Source organism: Amycolatopsis kentuckyensis (genome assembly GCF_002155975.1).
In the GTDB taxonomy this organism is placed as follows: domain Bacteria; phylum Actinomycetota; class Actinomycetes; order Mycobacteriales; family Pseudonocardiaceae; genus Amycolatopsis; species Amycolatopsis kentuckyensis.
This window is the reverse complement of record NZ_MUMI01000278.1, coordinates 1-20722: the sequence shown is the minus strand read 5'-3', so window position 1 is coordinate 20722 and position 20722 is coordinate 1. Positions and strand designations below refer to the sequence as shown.

The window sequence follows — 20722 nt, the reverse complement described above, 5'->3', positions numbered from 1 at the left end:
GACCGGCCCGGCAGCAAGGAGGCGTGCGTGGAACCGTCGCGATTCCGCCGCGAGGTCGCGGACTGGCTCGCCGGCAACCTGACCGGCGAGTTCGCCCGGCTGCGCGGTCTCGGCGGGCCGGGGCGGGAGCACGAGGAGTTCGACCTGCGCCTGGCGTGGGAACGCCACCTGGCCGCGGCGGGCTGGACGTGCGTCGGCTGGCCGGTCGAGCACGGCGGCCGCGGGCTCTCCCTGGAAGATCAGGTTGCGTTCCACGAGGAATACGCCGCGTCCGGCGCCCCGGCCCGGGTCAACCACATCGGTGAGCAGCTGCTCGGCCCCACCCTGATCGCCTTCGGCACCCCGGAGCAGCAACAACGGTTCCTGCCGAAGATCGTCGCGGTCGAGGAACTGTGGTGCCAGGGCTACTCCGAACCCGGCGCCGGCTCCGACCTCGCCGCCGTCTCCACCACCGCGGTCCTGCGCGACGGCGAGTGGGTGATCAACGGCCAGAAGATCTGGACGTCCCTCGCCCACGTGGCCGACTGGTGTTTCGTGGTCGGCCGCACCGAGCCCGGTTCGCAGCGCCACCACGGCCTCTCCTACCTCCTGGTTCCGCTGCACCAGGACGGCGTCACCATCCGGCCGATCCAGCAGCTCACCGGCACCTCCGAGTTCAACGAAGTCTTCTTCGACGACGCCCGCACGCCCGCCGACCACCTCGTCGGCGAACCCGGCGAGGGCTGGAAGATCGCCATGGCCACCCTCGGCTTCGAACGCGGCGTCTCCACCCTCGGCCAGCAGATCGGCTTCCGCCGCGAACTCGACGACATCACCGCCGAAGCGAAACGCCTCGGCACCTACGACGACCCACTGCTGCAGGCCGACCTCACCCGCGCCCGGATCGGCTTGCGCGTCCTGCGCGCCCACGCGTTGCGGACATTGGGTCAAGCCGCGGGCCCGGAGGTCGCCGTGGGCAAGCTCCTGTGGGCGCAGTGGCACCGTGGACTGGGCGAGCTGGCGGTGCGGGCCCGGGGTGCGCGGTCGATGGTCGCCGACGGCCCCGAACTCGACGAATGGCAGCGGCTGTTCCTGTTCACCCGCGCCGACACCATCTACGGCGGCTCCGACGAAATCGAACGCAACATCATCGCCGAGCGCGTCCTCGGCCTACCCCGGGAGGCCCGCCCGTGATCCCCCAGTACCCACCCGGCCACGACCTGCTGCGGGGGAAGATCGTGGTGGTCACCGCGGCCGCGGGCACCGGGATCGGCTCCGCCGTCGCGAAACGCTGCCTCGAAGAAGGCGCCAGCGTGGTCATCAGCGACTGGCACGAACGCCGCCTCGCCGAAAAGGCGGCCGAGCTGTCCGAACTGGGCAAGGTCCACGCCGTCACCTGCGACGTCACGCGCGAAGACCACGTCCAGGCCCTGATCGACGGCGCCGTGGACCACTTCGGCCGCCTGGACGTGATGATCAACAACGCCGGTCTCGGTGGCACCAAGTCGGTGCTGGAGATGACCGACGAGGAGTGGTCGAAGGTCCTGGACATCACCCTCACCGGCACCTTCCGCTGCACCCGCGCCGCGCTCAAGCAGTTCGTCGCCCAAGGCGGCGGTGGTTCCATCGTCAACAACGCGTCGGTCATCGGCTGGCGCGCCCAGGCCGGCCAAGCGCACTACGCCGCCGCCAAAGCCGGGGTCATGGCCCTGACCCGCTGCTCGGCCCTCGACGCGGCCGAACACGGAGTCCGGATCAACGCCGTCGCCCCGAGCCTGGCGATGCACCCGTTCCTCGCCAAGGTCACCAGCGACGAGCTCCTGGCCGACCTGACCAAGCAGGAAGCCTTCGGCCGCGCCGCCGAACCCTGGGAAGTCGCCAACGTCATGGTCTTCCTCGCCAGCGACTACGCGAGCTACCTGACCGGCGAAGTCGTCTCCGTCAGCAGCCAGCACCCTTAGGAGCACCCGTGCCCGAAGCCTTCCTCCTCGACGCGGTCCGCACCCCCGTCGGACGGCGCGGCGGCGCCCTGTCCGGGTGGCACTCGGCCGACCTCGGCGCGCACGTCATCAAGGCCGTCGTCGAGCGCACCGGCGTCGACCCGGAGCTGGTCGACGACGTCATCCTCGGCTGCACCGACACCCTCGGCCCGCAGTCCGGCAACATCGCGCGGACCGCGTGGCTCGCCGCCGGCTTCCCCGACCACGTGCCCGGCGTGACCGTCGACCGGCAGTGCGGGTCGAGCCAGCAGGCCGTGCACTTCGCCGCCCAGGCGGTCATGTCGGGGACCCAGGACCTGGTGCTGGCCGGCGGGGTGCAGAACATGAGCCGCATCCCGATCAGCGCGGCGATGCTGGCCGGGCGCGAGTACGGCTTCGACGACCCGTTCTCCGGCTCGAAGGGCTGGCAGGAGCGCTACGGCAGTGCCGAGGTGTCGCAGTTCCGCAGCGCCGACATGATCGCCGAGCACTGGGACATCAGCCGCGCGGACATGGAGGAGTACGCGCTGCGCAGCCACCAGCGGGCCCTGGCCGCCATCGACGAAGGCCGGTTCGACGCGGAAACCGTGCCGGTGGAGGAGTTCCGGCACGACGAGGGCCCGCGCCGCGACACCACGCTCGACCGCATGCGCGGCCTGAAGCCGCTGAGCGAGGGCTCGCGGCTGACGGCCGCGGTGGCCAGCCAGATCTCCGACGGCGCGAGCGCGGCGCTGGTGGCGTCGGAGGCGTTCGTGAAGGAGCACGGCCTGACGCCGCGGGCCCGCATCCACCACCTGTCGGTGCGTGCGGCGGACCCGGTGTGGATGCTCACCGGCCCGATCCCGGCCACGGCGCAGGCGCTGCGCAAGAGCGGGCTGACCGTCGAGGACATCGACCTGTTCGAGGTCAACGAGGCGTTCGCCAGTGTCGTCCTGGCGTGGCTGGACGAGACCGGCGCGGACCCCGACCGGGTCAACGTGAACGGGGGCGGGATCGCCCTCGGTCACCCGATCGGGGCCACCGGCACCAAACTCCTCGCCACGCTCCTGCACGAACTGGAGCGCCGAGGGGGTCGTTACGGGCTGCAGACGATGTGCGAAGGCGGCGGGACCGCCAACGTCACCGTCATCGAACGGCTCTGATCAGCCGAGGGCGCGCAGCTTAGGCAGGACGTCCTCGGAGAACTGGGTCAGGAACCGCTCCTGGTCGTGGCCGGGGCCGTGGAAGACGAGGTGGTTGAGGCCCGCGTCGAGGTACGGCTTGATCTGCGCCACGGCCTCGTCCGGGTCCGACGCCACGATCCACCGCTTGGCGACCTGCTCGATCGGCAGCTCGTCGGCCAGCCGCTCCATCTCCTCGGCCGAGGACACCGTGTGCTTCTGCTCGGCCGTCAGCGACAACGGCGCCCAGAACCGCGTGTTCTCCAGCGCCTTCTCGTGGTCGCGGTCGTAGGACATCTTGATCTCGATGGTCCGGTCGATCGTCTCGGCGTCGCGCTCCGCGGCCTTCGCCCCTTCGACCACCGCCGGCATCAGCTTCTCGGTGTAGAGGTCCATGCCCTTGCCCGAGGTGCAGATGAACCCGTCACCCGAGCGCCCCGCGTACTTGGCCACCACCGGGCCGCCCGCCGCGACGTAGATCGGCACCGGCTGCTCCGGCCGGTCGTAGATCTTCGCGTTGACCAGCTGGTAGTAGTCACCTTCGAAGTTGACGTTGTCGCTGGTCCACAGCTCACGGATCAGCCGGATCGACTCCCGCAGCCGGGCGAAGCGCTCCTTGAACTCCGGCCACTCCCGCCCCGACACCGCGATCTCGTTCAGGGCCTCACCGGTGCCGACCCCGAGGATCATGCGGCCGTTCGACAGCAGCGACATCGTCGCGAACGCCTGCGCGATCACCGCCGGGTTGTACCGGAACGTCGGAGTCAGCACGCTCGTCCCGATCTGCACCCGCTTCGTCCGCTCGGCCACCGCCGGCATCCACGCCAACGCGAACGGCGCGTGGCCGCCCTCGTGCCGCCACGGCAGGAAGTGATCGGACACCCAGACCGAGTCCAGCCCCACCTCTTCGGCGCGCACCGCGTACTCGACCAGGTCCCGCGGCCCGAACTGCTCCGCGGACGCCTTGTACCCGACCTTCAACACCGTCATCCTCCCGTTTCCCGGCCGAGCCGCCGCAGGATCTCACCTGCCTCGGCCACTGCGCCCTCGACGATCTGCGCCACCGTGGGCAGGTCGTGGATCATGCCCACCACCTGTCCCGACGCTAGCACTCCCGCGTCCGTCCGGCCTTCGACCAGTCCCGCCCGCAGCAGCATCGGGGTGTTGGCCGCCATGACCAGCTGGCTCCACGTCAGATCGTTGCCGTGCTTCATCGCGAAGCCTTCTCGCAGCATCGCAACCGGGGACAGTCCGGTGATATTCCGGAAGCGCAGGGCGTTGCGGGCGGCCTGCGCGAGGCCGCGGATCCGGCCGGTGCGTTCGAGCCGGTCGACCAGCTCGGTGTGCAGGACGCGGTGCGGGAGGCCGTCGACCCGCTTGGTGACGACCGTCCCGGTGAGTCCCTGGTCGAGGTAGAGGCGCTTGACCTCGTCGGGCACCGTGCTCTCCTTGCTCAGCAGGAACCGGGTGCCCATCGCGATCCCCGCCGCGCCGTAGGACAGCGCCGCGGCCAGGCCACGGCCGTCGAAGAACCCGCCGGCCGCGACGACCGGGATGTCGACGGTGTCCAGCACGGACGGCAGCAGCAGCGTGGTGGCCACGCCGCCGGTGTGCCCGCCGCCTTCGCCGCCCTGGACGATGACGGCGTCCGCGCCCCAGGCGGCGACCTTCTCGGCGTGCCGGGCGGCGCCGACCGACGGGATCACGACGATCCCGTGGTCCCGCAGTTTCGCGATCATCTCCTTGCGCGGTGCGAGCGCGAAGGAAGCGACCTTCACGCCTTCGCGGATCAGCAGGTCGACGCGCGCACCGGCGTCGGCCGCGTCGGCGCGGAGGTTCACGCCGAACGGCCGGCCGGTGCGCTTCTTGACCTCGGCGATCGCCGCTTCCAGCTCGAGGTAGGTCATCGTGGCCGAGGCCAGGATGCCGAGGGCCCCGGCTTCCGCGGTGGCCGAGACCAGCCGCGGCCCGGCGACCCAGCCCATCCCGGTCTGCACGACGGGGTGCTCGACCCCCACCAGCCGGGTGAGCGCGGTCTTCACGCCGGAACTTCCTTGTCCCGCAGGCTCTTCGGGTCGAGCACCGTGCGGACGAGCCGTAGCTCTTCGCCGTCCGGTTCGCGGGTGGTCCCGGTTCCGGAGAAGTCGATCTCGAACGCCGTCGCCGCCACGACCTCCTCGCGGGTGACACCCGGGTGCAGCGACACCGCCCGCATCGCGTGGTCCGCGCCGCCGAAGTCGAACACACCCAGGTTCGAGACGACCCGGTGCACGTCGTGGTACTTCTGCGCCGACGCACCCGCCTTGGCCGCGTTGTCGTAGCCCACACCGGAAACGACGTCGACGCTGTCGACGAAGACCCGGGTGGAGTGGCGGGGCACCCAGTAACTGGTGCGGTGGTTGATCGTGTTGCCCGGGGCGCCCCGCACGCCGAGCAGCTGCTTCTTCGGGCGGGCGTGGTCGCCGATGGCGGAGATGTTCTGGTTGCCGTAGCGGTCGATCTGGTTGGCGCCCATCACGACGTGCCGGCGTCCGTGCGGGACGATCGTGTCCAGCATCTTCCGGAACGGCTGCCAGCCCTCGACCACACCGTCGGTGGTCATCAGGTAGGCCTCGCCGTCGGACATCAGCAGGTCCGGCTCGAACGTCAGCCGCGCCAGCTTCGCCCCCAGCTGCGGGATGAGCCCCATCGGGCTGGCCACGATCTCGCCGTCGCCGCGGAACAGCTCGGCCACCGCCACCACGGCGATCTCGGCCCGGGTCGCGTTCATGCCGCCTCCGCCTCGAACTTGTCCACTTCGGACAGATACCGCTCTTCGTCCCCCGAGAGGAACCGGTCCGCGAACCCCGGCCAGGCATCGAGATCCTTGGCGCAGGCCGCGTAATGCCGCTGGAACCGCTCGTCCCGCCCGTAGTCCGGCACCGCCGTGGTGAAGTGGGCACCGCGCGGTGCTTCAACGACGCCGTCGACGGCACCCCGGGTGAGCAGCAGCGACTGCACCGGCCCGCCCGCCGTCAGCTCCGCCGTGTCGACGACCTTCTCCACCGACACGAAGCAACGCTCGGCGGCCAGGCCGAACAGCTCGTCGAAGTACGGATCGGGGCCGAGGTACTGGGCGTTGCCGCGGGCATCGGCCCGGTTGAGGTGCACCAACGCCACATCGAGGTGCTGCGCCGGGACCGCCACCAGCTCCTCGCCGTCGTCGTAAGGCGAGCGGACCGTGCGCAGGTGCGGGTTGGCGCGCATGACTTCCGAGCCGAGCCCCGCGCGGGTCGGCAGGAACGGCAGCCGCTGCATCGCCGCCGAGAGCGCCGTGCCGAACATGCCCTCGTCGTACTCGGTCACCTCGATCGCGCCGGTTTCGCGGGCGCGGCCGAACCACGGGTCGTACGGGATCGAATCGAGCGTGACGAACCCGAACACGACCCGCTTCACCTTGCCCGCGGCGCACAGCAGCCCGACGTCGGGACCGCCGTAGGAAACGACAGTGAGGTCTTTGACCGGGGTGCGGAGGATCGCGCGGACGAGAGCCATCGGCTTGCGCCGGGAGCCCCAGCCGCCGATGCCGATGGTCATGCCGTCCTTCAGCTCGGCCGCCACCTCGTCGGCGGTCGTGCGCTTATCGGCCATTCAAGAACTCCTCGCGAGCCTCGTCGGACGCACCGAGCAGGTTCAGCTCGAAGGTGAAGCCCTGCTCGAAGCGGTAACTGCGGTGCACCTGCTGGGTGTCGATGCCGTTCAACGCCTCTTTCGCCGCCCGGATCACCCGCGGATCCTTCTTCGCGATGTCCCGGGCGATCTCCAGCGCCGCCTCGTCGAGCTCCGCGCGCGGGACGACCTGGTACACCGAGCCGTGGGCGAGCAGTTCGGCGGCGGTGATCTTGCGGGCCGTGAAGTACAGCGTGCGCATCAGGTGCTGCGGCACCAGCCGCGCCAGATGCGTAGCCGCTCCCAACGCACCCCGTTCCACCTCCGGAACCCCGAAGGTGGCATCGTCCGAAGCGACGATCACGTCGGCGTTGCCGACCAGGCCGATCCCGCCACCGAGGCAGAAGCCGTGCACCGCGGCGACCACCGGGACTTCGCAGTCGTAGACGGCACCGAACGCCGCATAACAGCCGCGGTTCGCGCCGACCAGAGCGTCGTAGCCCTCGCTGCGCTGGATCTCCTTGATGTCCACGCCCGCGTTGAACCCGCGGCCTTCCGCACGCAGGATCACCACGTGCACCTCGGGGTCGCGGCCGGCCTGGGTGATCGCGTCGGCCAGGTCGAACCAGCCCTGCACCGGCAGCGCGTTCACCGGCGGGAAGTCGACCGTGACGACCTCGACGTGGCCGTCACGCTTGGTCAGGATGCCCATCAGCTCGCTCCGTAGACGGGTTCGGGCTCGGGCGCGCGCTCGAGCAGGTCCTTCACCACCGGACCGAGTTCGGCCGGGTCCCACCGCTCGCCCTTGTCCACCGCCGGACCGTGCCGCCACGCCTGCGCCAGCGAAACCTTCCCGCCCTCGACCTCGAAGACGCGGCCGGTCACGTGCCCGGACTCCTCGCTGCCGAGCCAGACCACCAGCGGTGAGACGTTCTCCGGCGCCATCGCGTCGAAACCTTCGTCCGGCCGCGCCATCGACGCGAACACACCCTCGGTCATCCGGGTCCGCGCCGCCGGGGCAATCGCATTCACCGTGATGCCGTAGCGAGCGAGTTCCGCGGCTGCCACCACCGTCAACCCGGCGATCCCCGCCTTCGCGGCCGAGTAGTTGCCCTGCCCGACGCTGCCGAGGAGCCCCGCACCCGAACTCGTGTTGATCACCCGGGCCCGCGGCGTCCGCCCGGCCTTCGCCTCGGCCCGCCAATGCTCCGCCGCGTGCCGCAGCGGCGCGAAATGCCCCTTGAGGTGCACCCGCACCACCGCGTCCCACTCGTCCTCGCCGAGGTTGACCAGCATCCGGTCCCGGAGGAACCCCGCGTTGTTGACCAGCACGTCCAGCCGCCCGAAGTGCTCGACCGCGGTGCCGATCAGCTCCCGGGCTCCGGCCCAGTCGGCCACGTCCGCGGTGTTCGCCACCGCTTTCCCGCCGACCGCCTCGACGACTTCCGCGGCCGCGTCGGCGTCCACGTCGTTCACCACCACCGACGCGCCCTCGGCCGCGAACGCCAGCGCGTGCGCCCGTCCGATGCCCCGCCCGGCGCCGGTCACCACGACCACGCGGCCCTGGCACAACCCGCTCACGAATCCTCCCGATGGTTGACGTCGGCCGCGGCGAGGAACGCCGGGACCTCACCTCCGCCGTGCACGCGCAGAGTCGCGCCGGAAACATAGGAAGCCAGCCCGGACGCCAGGAAAGCGGCGCAGTGCCCCACCTCCTCGGGCTCGGCCAGGCGCCCGAGCGGCACGGTCTTGCCGACCGCTTCGACCGCGGCCTCACTCCCGTAGTGCAGGTGCGCCTGCTCGGTCCGCACCATCCCCACGTCCAGGGCGTTGACCCGCACCTTCGGCGCCCACTCGACCGCCAGGCTCGCGGTCAGGTTGTCCAGCCCGGCCTTCGCCGCGCCATAGGCCGCCGTTCCGGGGGACGGGCGGGTGCCGCTGACGCTGGAGATCATCACGATCGAACCGCCGGAATCCTGCCGCTGCATCACCGCATTGGCGTGCTGGGCCACCAGCAGCGGAGCCAGCAGGTTCAGCTGCACGACCTTCTCGTGCAGCCTCGGTGACGCCTCCGCCGCCGACACGAACGGCGCCCCACCCGCGTTGTTGACGACCACGTCCAGCCGTCCGTGCCGCTCGACGATGCCCTCCACCAGCGCCGCCACCTGCGTCTCGTCGCGGACGTCGCAGGCGGCGAACTCCGCCGGGGTGGGCGCCTCCCGCCGCGCACAGACCACGACCCGGGCACCGTGCGCGAGGAACACCTCGGCGATCCCCCGGCCCACCCCGCGGACGCCGCCGGTGACCAGCACCACCGTCCCGGCCAGGCCCAGCTCCGTCTTCACCGGCACACCACCTTCCGTCCCCAAAACTAGAACATGTTCTCGCTGGGGACAAGGTCGGGAGCCGAGCCGGGAAGCCTCCTACTCCTCGGGTGGGGAGAACTCGTTCCGGGCGATGCGCAGCCCCGAGGCGCGCAGCGCGGCCTGCATGGCGAACCGCGCGTCGGGATCGTCGAGGCGATCACCGAAGGCCTGCTTCAGCTGCCGCACGCGGTACCGGACCGTCTGCGGGTGCACCGACAGGTCGACCGCGATCTTCTCGGAGTTGCCGCCGTTCTGCAGCCAGGACAGCAGGGTCTCGCCGAGCCGGCGGCGCGTCCGCTCCGGGAACTGCCCGAGCGGGGCCAGCTCCTGCCGGGCGACCTGCTCGGCCAGCGGCGAGTCCGAGAGCAGCCACAGGTCGGTCAGGTGGTCCGTGCACCACGTCACCGGCGCGTCCGGAAGTGCACCGTCCGCCACCAGCCGCAACGCCGTGCGCGCCCAGCGCAGGGAATGCGCCGCCGCGCCGAGGTCGGTCGGCGGCCCGACCGCCACGCGCGTGCCGAGCCGCGTCAGGGCCCGCGCGTCCACCGGGGCCGGGAGCAGCAGGTATGGCTGCGGTGGATCGAGGTCGGCGAGGACGTCGGGCCCCCACGCGGTGCTCACGGTCGTTTCGGCGGCGACCGCCGCCACCTCGCGGGGCACCGGCCAGCCCGCCGCGGCCGCGAGTTCGGCGAGGACCGCGTCCGGGATGGTGCCCGGGCCGGTCAGCAGCCGCAGCAGCCGGCGTCGCAGGCCCGCCCGCGTGCCCTCGATCTCCGCCCACGTTTCGCGGTGGCCGCGGCTCGACATCCGGGCGAGCTCGTCGGCGTAGCCGAACAGCATCTCGGCCAGCTGCCCCATGGCCGCCGACGACAGCCGGTGCCGCCGGCCCAGCCGCATGATCCAGCGCCAGCCGACCCGGGTGCCGACGCGGTAGGCCGCCTGCAGGTCGTCGAGCGTCCGGCCTTCGCGGGCCTCGCCCACGCCGAGCCGGCGGCACGTCTCGTACAGCCGTTCGCGGGAAGCCAGCGGATCCTCGACGAGGTCCACGAAGAGCTCGACGGCGCACTCGACGGCGTGCCGCGTCACGCGGCCGTAGGAGCCGTCACCCGGCCGGGCGTAGACGGGCACCGCCCGCAGGACCTCCCGGACGATCCAGTCCGCCAGCGCCGGCAGGGCCGGGCGCATGAGCGCGGCGAGTTCTCTCCGCCGGACGACTTCTTCGCCGGCGTCCCGGGGAGCCGGGACGGGTTGCCGAGCACTGTCGCGGGACACCAGGGTTCCTCCACCGGGGACGGCGATCGGAGCTCTTTCGGGGGTCCGGGTGGCGGAGCCCCCGGCCCGGGGCGAAGCCCCGGATGTCAGGGAGCGTGCTTTACCGGACAGTAAAGCAAGGAGTCCGTACAGTACACCTCCATGAGCCGGCAGAGTCCCCCTGATCGATCCAGCGCTCGCCGCAGCCCGGCCGCCCGGCCCACCGACGACGAGCTGCTCGACGCCGCCCGCGCCGTGTTCGCCGAGCGGGGCTACGCCCAGGCCACCATGGGCCTGATCGCCGACCGCGCCGACTCCACCAAGCCGACGCTCTACGCGCATTTCGGCGACAAAGCCGCCCTTTTCCGCACCACCGTCCGCCGGGAAGTCGCCGCGTTGCGCGCCTGGGTGATCAGCGCGCACGAAACGGCGAACACGCGCCCGCTGGAGGAGCGCGTCCGGCTGTCGGTGATGGCCATGTTCGCCTACGCCGGCGCCCACCCGGAAAGCTTCCGGCTGCTGTTCGATTCGGCCGTCGACGAGATGTCGAACGAGCGCCGCGCGCTCGCCGATTCCATCGCCACCCACGTGATCGGACAGGTGCGCGAGCACCTGCTCGCGCACGGGCGCCCGGTCGGCCCGGGCGCGGACCTGCTCGGGGCGATGATGGTCGGCCTGGTCGGACGGGCCGCGATGCACGTGTCCCACTCCCCCGGCGTCGACCCGATCGCCGCCGGGGAACTGGCCACGGGGTTCGTCATGGCCGCGCTGCGCGGGCTGGATCCGGTGCTGCTGGAGCGCCTCGACACCCCGCGCCCGGCCGGGCAGTGCGCCACCTGAGCGTCCACACCGGACTGTTTGTCACCGGCTGAACAATTCCCGGCGTTCCGGAGAATCACCTCTTGCCGGGTTCGGCAACCACTGCGACGCTGCGATCACCGCAAGCGACGCACGCATTTCCGTCCCCCGCGGAAAGCGCTTGCCGACCCCTTTTCCCACAACGAGGTGTGATCAGTGATGATTCGCGTCCCCAAGAAACGCCTGTTTTCCGCCGCGGCCGCCGTCGGGTTGGCCGTCGCCGGGCTCACCGTGGCCGCCGCGCCGGCCGCGTCGGCCGCGCCGTGCACCGACATCGACGTCCCGGTGGCCCGCGGCACGGGCGAACCCGGCACGCTGGGGCTCATCGTCGGCGACCCGGTCTTCTCGGCCGTGCAGAACCGGCTGCGCCCGCGGTCGGTGAGCAGCTACCGCGTCGACTACCCGGCCGACCTCGGCCAGCCCGCCTCGGTGCAGAAGGGCAACACCGACCTGGTCAACCACGTGCGGGCGCAGGCCGCGGCCTGCCCGTCCCAGCGGTTCGTCCTGGTCGGCTACTCCCAGGGCGCCAACGTCGTCGACAACTCGATCGGCATCAGCAGCGCCGGCGCGGTCGTCGGCGGCCCGATCGCCGCGACGATCCCGGCGGACCTGGCGCCCCGGATCGCGGCGATCCTGTTGTTCGGCAACCCGATCCGCGCGATCGGCCGCTCGGTCACCGGCACCTACCAGAGCCGCACCAAGGACTACTGCGCCTTCGGCGACCCGATCTGCCAGGCGGGCGGCTTGAACATCCTGGCCCACCTGAGCTACGGCGGCGAAGCCAACGACGCGGCGGCTTTCGCGGCGGGCAAGGTCTGATCCCGGTCCGCTGCGGCGAATGACTCGTTCCCGGCGGTCGCCGCCGGGAACGAGTCGTTCACCGCGTCCGGATCAGCAGTTCGCCGGCGCCGGTTCCCCGTTGAACCGCTTCACGATCCACTGGTGCGCGTCGGCGTTGCCGGCCAGGATCCCGCTGGCGTGCTCGGCCAGGTAGGTGGTCCACTGCTCGCGCACCCCGGCCGCGCAGTACGCCCGGTGCAGCGTTTCCGCCTGCGGGGTGTTGACGATCTCGTCGGTGCTCGCGTGGTACTGGAACACCGGCACCCGCGGCGGGTGGGCGCCCAGCTTGTTCTGCGCCAGCCGCGCCTGCCACTGCGGTGTGTTCAGCGGATTCGACGTCGTGAAATCGCTGATCTTCTTGAAGGAATAGTTCAGCAGCAGTTCCGCGGTGCACGCGTTCTTCTTCGCGTCGGCCAGCTGCTGCCGTCCGGTGTCGTTGAGGAAGGAATCGAGCCGCAGATCCGGGTACGCGGCGTCGAGCCCGACCGAGGCGAAGGCCAGGAACCCGAACCCGATGTACCCGTCGAGGCCCTTGGCCACCTCGGTGAGGTCGGCCGGCACCCCGCCCGCGACGACGCCGACGACGTTCAGCTCCGGCGCGTACGTGGGCTGCTTCTCGCCGGCCCACATCGATCCACCGCCACCCTGCGAGTAACCCTGGAAGATCACCTTGGCGCTCTTCGAAAGCCGGGCCGACGGGAGGTCCTGCGCCGCCCGCACCGAGTCGATCACAGCGGGCCCCATGGACTGGCCGGTGATGTAGGTCGGCACCGTCGCCGGCGAGTAACCCTCGTAGTCGGTCACCGCGACCGCGTACCCGCTGGACAGCGAGTCGTTGATGGCGGGCTGGTCGTACAGCGTGCCGCGTTCCATCGCCTTGGACGCCGTGCACTTGAACGCCGGGCCCTGCGTGCCGACCGCGTAACCGATGATCGGCGCCTTGGCCGGGTCCACGCCCTTCGGGACGAGGATCGTGCCGGTCACCGCGTTCCGGTTCCCGAGCGCGTTGGTCGACAGGTACATGACCTGCCAGGCCTCGGCGTTGAGCGCGTTCAGCAGCGGCACCGTGGGCCGCCAGCGGATGACGTCACCGGGTTTCCCGGCCGGCAGCGGGGACGGCGGGGTGTAGAAGGAGTCGTCGAACGGGCCGGGCAGCAGCGGTGCCGCACCGGCGGGCGGGCTCGCGGCCGCGACGCCCAGCGCCACCAGGCAGCAGGTCAGGAGCGCCGAAAGCACGGCGCGACATCGGGCATGCTTCACCACAACCTCCATCGGGGAAAGGGAATGCGCTCAGGCCGGGAGGCCCAGCGCGCCGGCCAGGACCGGCCAGGACTGGTGCAGAGCCCGCTGCCAGTACGGCCAGCTGTGGGTGCCGGGCCCGTAGTAGTCGACGGTCGCCGGGATGCCGGCCGTCCGCAGGCGGTCGGTGAAGCTGCGGGACGACATTTCCGCCGTCGACTCCAGGAAGTCCGCTTGGTTCGGCGGGTCGAGCGGCCCGGTCTGCCCGTTGCCGCAGGAGATGTAGAGCGCGGTGCCGCGCAGCTGGTCGACGTGGTCGTACGGGTTGTTCGCCGACCAGAGCGCCCGCATGCCGAACGCGTCGCCCCAGAGGTCGAGGTAGTTGAAGAACCCGCCGCGCGCCAGGATGCCGATGATCCAGACCGGGAGCCCCGGGTAGAGCGTGTTCGGCACCCCGCTGTAGGACGCGGCCGCACCGAACATGCCCGGGTGCTTGAAGGCGTAGGCCATCGCGCCGTACCCGCCGATCGACAGCCCGGCCACCGCGCGGCGGGTGCCGCCGCGGTAGCCGCGCTCGACGATCTGGCGCACTTCGGCGGTGTGGAAGGTGTCCCAGTCCGGGGTGTTCCGGAGGCCGAAGTTCCACCACTTCGTGTACATCCCCGCCGCCCCGTCCGTCGGCATCACGACCAGGGCGTCCTTGGCCGCGGTGAACGCCTTGACGTCGGTGAACTGGTCCCAGGAGCGGTAGTCGACCGGTTCGCAGCAGCCGTGCAGCAGGTACAGCACGGGCCAGGTCCGGGTGGGCTGCGCGGCCCAGCCGGACGGCACGATCAGCCGCACCATCCCGGTGGTGCCCAGGGCGGGCGAGCTGATCTGCAGGTCGACCGTCCGCGCGTCCAGCCAGGTCTCCTGGACGACTTTCGCGCCGTCGTCGGCCACGGCCGGGCTCGCCTGCGCGGGCGCCACGGCGCCGGCGAGCAGGAGGACGACGGACAGCGCCAGCAAGGCGATCCGCTTCATAAGGGCTCCTCAGAGGGGGATGTTCCCGTGTTTCCGGGCCGGCAGGCTCTGGCGTTTGGTGCGCAGCATCCGCAGGGCCCGCGCCACCTGCAGGCGGGTCTGCGACGGCGTGACGACCTGGTCGACGTAGCCGCGTTCCGCGGCGAGGTACGGACCGCCGTGGCGCTTGCGGTACTCGTCGGTGAGCCGGCGGCGGGCGGGCTCCCGCTCTTCCGGCGGCAGCCCGGCCAGCTCGCGCCGGTAGAGCACCCGCACCGCGCCTTCGGCGCCCATCACCGCGATCTCCGCGGTGGGCCAGGCCAGCACGACGTCGGCGCCGAGGTGCTTCGAGCCCATGACCGCGTAGCCGCCGCCGTAGGCCTTGCGGACCACCACCGTCACCTTCGGCACGGTCGCCTCGGAATAGGCGTAGATCAGCTTGGCGCCCCGGCGGATGATCCCGCCGCGTTCCTGATCGGTGCCCGGCAGGTAGCCGGGCACGTCGGCCAGGGTGAGCAGCGGGATCGAGAACGCGTCGCAGAAGCGCACGAACCGCGCGGCCTTCTCCGACGCGTCGATGTCGAGCACGCCGGCCTGGTGCCGCGGCTGGTTGGCGACGATGCCGACGGTGTGGCCCTGCACCCGGCCGAAGGCGCAGATCATGTTGGGCGCGAAGCCGCTGTGCACCTCGGTGAACTCGCCGTCGTCGACCAGCGCGGCGATCAGCTCGGTCATGTCGTAGGTCTGGTGCGGTGAGTCGGGCACCAGCCGGTCGAGTTCGAGGTCGGCGGCGGTGAGCTCGGGGCTCGTGTCGTCGGCGTAGGCGGGGCCGGGGTCGAGGTTGTTCGCGGGCAGGTAGCCGAGCAGCGTCTGCACCCAGTCGACGGCGTCCTGTTCGTCGACGGCCCGGTGGTGGGCGTTGCCGGCGACCTCGCTTTGGACCGCCGCCCCGCCGAGTTCCTGCGCGGTGACGTGTTCGCCGGTGACGGCGTGCACGACGTCCGGGCCGGTGACGAACATGTGCGAGGTTCCGTCGACCATCACGGTGAAGTCGGTCATCGCCGGCGCGTAGACGGCACCGCCGGCGCACGGGCCCATGATCATCGAGATCTGCGGGATGACCCCGGAGGCGTGCGCGGTGCGGCGCCCGAGTTCGGCGTAGTACGCCAGCGAGACGACGCCTTCCTGGATCCGCGCGCCGCCGGAGTCGTTGATCCCGACGACCGGGCAGCCGATGGTCATGGCGAGGTCCATCAGCTTGAGGACCTTTTCCCCGGACACCTCGCCGAGGCTGCCGCCGAAGACGCTGAAGTCCTGGGAAAACACGCAGATTTGCCGCCCGTCGACGGTGCCCTGCCCGGTGACGACGCCGTCACCCCAGGGCCGGTTCGCGTCCATCCCGAACTCGGCACACCGGTGCCGCGCGAACTGGTCGGCCTCCACGAAGGACCCGGGATCCAGCAGCAGCCCGATCCGTTCCCGGGCGGTCAGCTTTCCTTTGGCGTGCTGCCGGTCGACGGCCCGCTTCTCGGCGATCCGGACGGCTTCGTCCTGCCGGGCGGCGAGATCGGCGATCCGGAACGCGGTGGTCGGGGTGAGGTCGTCCATCACCGCACCACCGCCCCGAGCCGTTCGGCCAGCACCGCCACGTGCGGCGGATCGATCATCGACACGTGATCGCCGGGAACGCGCACGACTTCGAGGTCGCGGCAGTACGCGTCCCACCCGAGCGTGTCGTCGGTGCGCAGGTACCGCGGGTCCAGCGCGGTGGTGAGCGGGTGCGGTTCCCGGGCGCGCAACAGGACCACGCGCCCGCCGTAGGGTTCCGGCCGGTACCGTTCGGCCACCCGGGCGTCCACATAGGACTCGTATTGGTGCTTGAGGACGCCGGCGCCCATGTCCGGCACCTGCTCGGCGAGCTTGGCCATCACCCAGTGGATCTGGGCGTCTTCGTCCAGTTTCGCCAGTGCGTCGCGAGGCACCTCGAAGGGCACGCCGTAGGTGCGGGAGATGTGGCCGGCGAACCGGTCGAAGCGGTCCAGCAGCTGGTCGGCCGGGGTGCCGGTGGCCGGGAGCGGCAGGATGGTGTCGATGAGGAAGACGAGTTCGGCGCCTTCCAGGTGCCGCGCGGTCTCGTAGGCGAGGCAGCCGCCGAACGACCAGCCGCCCAGCCGGTAGGGGCCGTGGGGCTGGATGTCCCGGATCAGCTCGGCGTACCGGGCCGCTTTGCCCTCGACGGTGGTCTGGTCGAGGCGTTCGAAGGCGTAGACCGGAGGGCCTTCGGGGAGCAGCCGGGCGAGTTCGCGGTAGACGCTCGCGGTGCCGCCGGCCGGGTGGAAGAGGAAGACGGGCTCGTCGCCGACGCCGTCACGGAGGAGCCGTACCGGGCCGCCACCGTGGCCTTCGAGTTCGGCGCGCAGCAGATCGGCCATCGCGGCGATGGTGGGAGTGGCGAAGAGCTGCGCTTCCCCGGGGACGGCGGTGAGGTGCTCGGCGAAGGCCGCCCGGAGCTGCCGGGCCTGCGCCGGGTCGCCGCCGAAGTGGTCGTGGACGCTCGGTTCGGGCCCGCCGAGGACGGCTCGCCAGTGCCGGGCCACCCAGCGTTCGGCCGGATCCCGCGGCCCGGTGACGATCGGCGGCGGCCCGAAGCCGGTTTGCCCGGCGCGCTCCGACGGCTCCGCGCTGACCGGCGCCGGGGGCCCGGCTGCCTGCCCGAAGCCCGCCTGCTCGGCCAGGTGCCCGGCGAGCTCCGCCAGACTGGCTCCCCGCAGCAGCAACGGAATCGGCAACGGCACCCCGAAGTCCCGTTCCACCGCGCCACGAGCCCGCATCGCCGAGAGCGAGTCCAGCCCCAACCGCGTGAGCGGGACCGTACGGTCGACCTCCGCCAACCCCAGCAGGTCCGCGACCAATCCCGCCAAGTGCCGGGCGATGGCCGCGCGCGCCGCTTCCGGTGTCCCCGAGCGGAGCGCCGCCAAGCCGTCCCAAGTGGACGACGGAACCCGCGGCGAGAAGAGCGCGAAGAACGGCCGCTCCCCCAGCCGTGGGAAGAGCTCCAGCACCGTTCCCGCGGCCACCCGAGCCACCCCGGTCGCCGCCCGGTCCCGCGCCAGCACGAACTCCAGCGCCGACAGCGCTTCCCCGGTACCGAGCGGGTCGAGCACCGGGTTGGCCGACCCGGCCGCCGCGCCCACCTCGCCCCACGCGCCCCAGCCGATCGTTGCCGCCGGGAGGCCTTGGGCCCGGCGCCACGCGACCAGCGCGTCGGCCCAAGCGTTCGCCGTCGCGTACGCGGCCTGGCCCGGTGATCCGAACAGCGCGGCCGCCGACGAGTACACCAGCCACCAGTCGAGGTCGTGCCCCGCCGTCGCCGCGTGCAGGCGCCACGCGCCCAGCGCCTTCGGCCGCCAGACCGCCTCGAGCGCGCCGGCGTCGAGGCTGATCGCGGCGCCGTCGGCCAGGACACCGGCAGCGTGCAGCACCCCGCGAAGCGGCACGCCTCCTTCGACGGCCGCCGCGACCAGGGTTTCGGCCGTGCCCGGCGCGGCGATGTCGCCGGGCACCACGCGGACGTCGAGGCCCAGCCCGGGATCGGCGGCGTGCCGGCTGTTCAGCACCAGCCGCGTCGCGCCCCGCGCGGCCAGCCACTGCGCCGCCGCCAGTCCCAGGCCGCCGAGGCCACCGGTGATGATGTACGCGCCGTCGCGGACCGGCTCGCGCACCGGCTCGCCGAGCGGAGGACGGCTCAGGCGCCGCGTGTACCGGACGCCGGCACGCCAGGCGATTTCGTCGTCCGGTCCGTCCGCGCGGACCTCGTCCCGCAGCCGGTCCATCCCGTCGACGTGGCTCACCCGCAGTTCGGGGTGCTCGAAGGCCAGCACGCGCACGAGCCCGCGCAGCGCGGCCAGCCCGGGATCGCCCCGCTCGCCGGGCTCGACGGCGTACGCCCCGGAGCTCACCAGCCACAACCTCGGCGCGACGGGCAGTTCGGCCAGCTCGGCGACGACCCCGGACAGGGTTTCGACCAGCCGCGCCCCGCGCCCCGGATCGGGCTCGGCCGCGTCGCCGAGGAGGGCGAGAACCGCGGTCGGTTCCCCGTCGCGCAGCAGCTTCGCCAGCTCGGCCCGATCCCCGAGCCGGGCGGTGCGGATGTCGTCGCCCGCAAAGTCCCGGTTGCCGAACCGGGCGGTGCGGATGTCGTCGCCCGCAAAGTCCCGGTTGCCGAACCGGGCGGCGCGGATTTCATCGCCCGCAAAGTCCCGGTTGCCGAACCGGGCGGTCCGGATTTCATCGCCGGCGAAGTCCCGGTTGCCGAACCGGGCGGCGCGGACATCGTCGCCCGCGAAGTCACGGTTGTCGTCGGACAGCACGATCCATCGGTGCCCGCGGGGGCGCCCCCCGTTTTCCACATTACCGGCTGCCACCGACAATTCCGGCGCTGCGGGCAGCGGCGACGGCTGCCAAGCCGCCTCGAACAGCAACCGGGCCGTCGCCGCGTCGCGGTAGGGGCGGCAGTAGACGTCGCGGAACTCGACCAGGACGATGTCGTCGGGGTCGACCAGCTGGACGCTGCCGAGCACGCCGTCGCCGGACTCCTTGAGCACCGCGTCCACCCGCACGCCGCGGCGGGGGTCTCCGGCCACCACCACCTCCCCCACGCTGAGCGGCAGGTAGAGGGCGTCCGCCTCGCCGACGGCCGCGGCCAGTGCGTGCAGGCACGCGTCGGCGAGCGCGGGGTGCAGCACGTACGCCGGGTGGCCGGTTTCCGGCTGCGCGATCGACGCCGACGCGCGCCCGGCCGCGGCGGTCACCCGGCGCAGGCCGCGGAAGGCCGGGCCGTAGGACTGCCCCAGCTCGGCCAGGGCCCGGTAGACGTCGACCGGCTCGCCGGTGGTCTCCCCGAACGGTGCCGACGGCGTGCCGCCGGTGCCGATCCGCGCGGTGGCGTGCCGGACCCAGGGCCCGGGTCCGGTGTGGACGGTCAGCTCGGCCCCGCGGAGGGTCGTCGTCACCTCGGTGTGTTCGCCGAGCGGCAGGACTTCCCGCAGTTCGAGGTCCTGGACACGGCCGCCCGGGCCGGCCGCGGCGAGGGCGAGTTCGAGGAACCCGGTGGCCGGGAACACCGGCACGTCCCGGACGGTGTGGTCGGCCAGCCACGGCAGTGCGGCGGTGCCGATGTCGCCGCGCCACAGGTGGCCGCCGCCGGGGTCTTCGACGTGGACGCCGAGCAGCGGGTGGGCGCCGCCGGTGCGGACGGTCCGGCGCGGCCAGAAGCGTTCGTGCCGCCAGACCGGGCCGGGCAGCTCGACCGGCGGTGTCTGCGGCCGGGCGGCCAGCACGCCGGGGTGGCCGAGGACGTGCAGCCGGGCGAGGCTGGTCAGGAACGCCGTCCGCTCGTCGATCCGGCGGCTCGCCGAGGGCAGGCCGAAGACGCCGGACTGCTCGAGCGCGGCGAGCGCCACGGGGTGCGGCGAGATTTCGACGAAGACGGTGTGCCCGTCGGCGGCCGCCGCGGCCACGGCCTGGCTGAACCGGACCGGACGGCGCAGGTTCGCCGCCCAGTACTCGACGTCGAAGGCGGGCGGTTCGTCGTGGACGCTGCTGTAGCACCGGATGCCGGGCGGTGCCGGGGTCAGCCCCGCCACCGCGGCGCGGAACGGCGCGAGCACCGGCTCGACGGCCGCGGAGTGCCCGGCGCCCCCGACCGGCAGCCGCCGGGCGAGCCGCCCGAGGTCTTCGGCGTGCGCGACGACGGCCTCGACGCGGTCGGCGGTCCCGCTGATGGTGCACTGGGTGGGCGAAGCGTAGACGGCGATGGTGACGTCCGGGAACGCCGCGACTTCGGCCGGCGTGAGTTCGACGACGGCCATCGCCCCACCACCGCGTTCGTCGAGTTCGGCGAGCAGCCGCGCCCGGGCGGCCATGACCTTCAGGCCATCGGCGACGTCGAGCGCCCCGGCCACGACGGCGGCGGCGACCTCGCCCATGGAGTGCCCGAGCACGGCGGCGGGGACGACACCGTGCGCCCGCCAGAGGGCGGCCAGGGCGAGCTGCATCCCGAACAGGGCGAGCTGGGTCGCGGCGAGGTCGGGCAGGTCGCGCTCGAGTGCTTCGCGCAGGGAGAACCCGGCTTCGGCGCGGAAGACGGGATCGAGCGCCTCGATTTCGGCCCGGAAGGCGGGTTCGGACCCGAGCAACCGGCGGCCCATGCCGGACCACTGCGAGCCGTAGCCGGAGAAGACGAAGACCACGCCAGGCCCGCCGGCCGAGCCACCACTCCCGCAGACACCTGGCCCGCCAGCCGAGCGACCACTCCCGCCAGGCCCGCCGACACCAGGCCCGCCAGCCGAGCCACCGCGCCCGGCGACACCGAGCCCACCGGCCGAGCCACCACTCCCGC

16 protein-coding genes and 1 pseudogene are annotated in these 20722 nt (G+C 72.3%); 5 read left to right on the top strand and 12 right to left on the bottom strand.

Annotated elements, in window-relative coordinates:
• Positions 1-27: 27 nt before the first annotated feature.
• Genes CCN39_RS26295 through CCN39_RS26285 form a run of 3 tightly spaced genes read left to right on the top strand, consistent with a single transcriptional unit; the run spans position 28 to position 3100 of the window.
• Positions 28-1173 (top strand): acyl-CoA dehydrogenase family protein, encoded by a 1146-nt coding sequence (locus CCN39_RS26295; RefSeq protein WP_086846315.1) that lies wholly within the window; start codon positions 28-30, stop codon positions 1171-1173.
• Positions 1170-1940 (top strand): SDR family oxidoreductase, encoded by a 771-nt coding sequence (locus CCN39_RS26290; RefSeq protein ID WP_086846313.1) that lies wholly within the window; start codon positions 1170-1172, stop codon positions 1938-1940. Before CCN39_RS26295 ends, CCN39_RS26290 begins: the two co-directional genes overlap by 4 nt.
• 8 nt (positions 1941-1948) lie before the next feature.
• Positions 1949-3100, top strand: coding sequence for an acetyl-CoA C-acetyltransferase (locus tag CCN39_RS26285; protein WP_086846311.1), 1152 nt, complete (start codon positions 1949-1951; stop codon positions 3098-3100).
• On the opposite strand, the gene fgd is transcribed toward CCN39_RS26285, so the two are convergent.
• The 8 genes from fgd to CCN39_RS26245 form a co-directional block, all read right to left on the bottom strand.
• Positions 3101-4108, bottom strand: a complete 1008-nt coding sequence (gene fgd / locus CCN39_RS26280) for a glucose-6-phosphate dehydrogenase (coenzyme-F420) (protein WP_167455180.1) — start codon at positions 4106-4108, stop codon at positions 3101-3103.
• Complete coding sequence (locus CCN39_RS26275; protein WP_086846310.1) at positions 4105-5160, bottom strand: NAD(P)H-dependent flavin oxidoreductase; 1056 nt, start codon at positions 5158-5160, stop codon at positions 4105-4107. Before CCN39_RS26275 ends, fgd begins: the two co-directional genes overlap by 4 nt.
• Positions 5157-5888 (bottom strand): CoA-transferase subunit beta, encoded by a 732-nt coding sequence (locus CCN39_RS26270; RefSeq protein ID WP_086846308.1) that lies wholly within the window; start codon positions 5886-5888, stop codon positions 5157-5159. The genes CCN39_RS26275 and CCN39_RS26270 overlap by 4 nt, the downstream gene beginning before the upstream one ends.
• Positions 5885-6748 (bottom strand): CoA transferase subunit A, encoded by an 864-nt coding sequence (locus CCN39_RS26265; RefSeq protein ID WP_086846306.1) that lies wholly within the window; start codon positions 6746-6748, stop codon positions 5885-5887. The genes CCN39_RS26270 and CCN39_RS26265 overlap by 4 nt, the downstream gene beginning before the upstream one ends.
• A complete protein-coding gene (locus tag CCN39_RS26260; RefSeq protein WP_086846304.1) occupies positions 6738-7478 on the bottom strand; it encodes an enoyl-CoA hydratase family protein in 741 nt (246 codons plus the stop codon). The genes CCN39_RS26265 and CCN39_RS26260 overlap by 11 nt, the downstream gene beginning before the upstream one ends.
• Positions 7478-8347: an SDR family oxidoreductase gene (locus tag CCN39_RS26255; protein WP_086846302.1), complete on the bottom strand. Its 870-nt coding sequence runs from the start codon at positions 8345-8347 to the stop codon at positions 7478-7480. The genes CCN39_RS26260 and CCN39_RS26255 overlap by 1 nt, the downstream gene beginning before the upstream one ends.
• Complete coding sequence (locus CCN39_RS26250; RefSeq protein ID WP_086846335.1) at positions 8344-9111, bottom strand: SDR family oxidoreductase; 768 nt, start codon at positions 9109-9111, stop codon at positions 8344-8346. Before CCN39_RS26250 ends, CCN39_RS26255 begins: the two co-directional genes overlap by 4 nt.
• A gap of 78 nt (positions 9112-9189) precedes the next feature.
• Positions 9190-10404: a PucR-like N-terminal domain-containing protein gene (locus CCN39_RS26245; protein WP_244211013.1), complete on the bottom strand. Its 1215-nt coding sequence runs from the start codon at positions 10402-10404 to the stop codon at positions 9190-9192.
• Positions 10405-10545: 141 nt separating this feature from the next.
• Here CCN39_RS26245 and CCN39_RS26240 point away from each other — a divergent pair, with 141 nt between their 5' ends.
• Together CCN39_RS26240 and CCN39_RS26235 are read left to right on the top strand one after the other, a co-directional pair.
• Positions 10546-11223 (top strand): TetR/AcrR family transcriptional regulator, encoded by a 678-nt coding sequence (locus tag CCN39_RS26240; protein ID WP_086846299.1) that lies wholly within the window; start codon positions 10546-10548, stop codon positions 11221-11223.
• 177 nt (positions 11224-11400) lie between these two features.
• Positions 11401-12060 carry a cutinase family protein gene (locus tag CCN39_RS26235; protein ID WP_086846297.1) on the top strand — a complete coding sequence of 220 codons (660 nt, stop codon included), beginning with the start codon at positions 11401-11403 and terminating at the stop codon, positions 12058-12060.
• Positions 12061-12132: 72 nt separating this feature from the next.
• On the opposite strand, the gene CCN39_RS26230 is transcribed toward CCN39_RS26235, so the two are convergent.
• From CCN39_RS26230 to CCN39_RS51215, 4 genes and pseudogenes are all read right to left on the bottom strand, one after another.
• The gene (locus CCN39_RS26230; RefSeq protein ID WP_244211012.1) at positions 12133-13353 is read right to left on the bottom strand and encodes a lipase family protein; all 1221 of its coding nucleotides are present in this window, start codon (positions 13351-13353) and stop codon (positions 12133-12135) included.
• 18 nt (positions 13354-13371) lie between these two features.
• Entirely contained in the window at positions 13372-14343 is a 972-nt protein-coding gene (locus tag CCN39_RS26225) for an alpha/beta hydrolase (protein ID WP_086846295.1), read from the bottom strand.
• A gap of 9 nt (positions 14344-14352) precedes the next feature.
• Positions 14353-15930 carry an acyl-CoA carboxylase subunit beta gene (locus tag CCN39_RS26220; protein ID WP_086846293.1) on the bottom strand — a complete coding sequence of 526 codons (1578 nt, stop codon included), beginning with the start codon at positions 15928-15930 and terminating at the stop codon, positions 14353-14355.
• Positions 15930-20594: pseudogene (locus CCN39_RS51215) on the bottom strand (acyltransferase domain-containing protein); the annotation flags it as partial. The pseudogene CCN39_RS51215 and the gene CCN39_RS26220, both read right to left, overlap by 1 nt.
• Between the last annotated feature and the right edge of the window lie 128 nt (positions 20595-20722).